Raw genomic sequence first — 308 nt, 5'->3', positions numbered from 1 at the left:
GCCATGTTCTGTTCCAGAAGTGACTAGGTACCACTTCCTTCGATAATCATCTGTCTACTGCATAGCAGTCAGAATGGTCCGTTCGTTTCCGGCCATCCCATGCCCCTACCAAAGTTTGGGTTGCTAGCTTGAGGGGTTTACCGCGTTCCACTTTTTAGGTTTCCCTAAAAACTCCGTCACTGTGGCACTTTCAGAGCTACTAAAACCTATCCGAAGACTTAGCCAGTTCGCTCGCCGTAACTTGAAAATCAAGTCCCTAGGCTTATTGATTCGCCTAGCACAAACACTACTGGCATCACAGCCAGTGC

At 48.4% G+C, this 308-nt stretch carries 1 other RNA gene; it reads right to left on the bottom strand.

Annotated elements, in window-relative coordinates:
* Nucleotides 1-308: RNase P RNA component class B (gene rnpB / locus EIZ58_RS32950), an RNA gene on the bottom strand; the annotation flags it as partial.

The sequence above is a fragment of the Ammoniphilus sp. YIM 78166 genome, from assembly GCF_004522215.1.
GTDB lineage: Bacteria > Bacillota > Bacilli > Aneurinibacillales > RAOX-1 > YIM-78166.
Note: the sequence above shows the minus strand (reverse complement) of the source record. Positions and strands in the feature narration are given on the sequence as shown.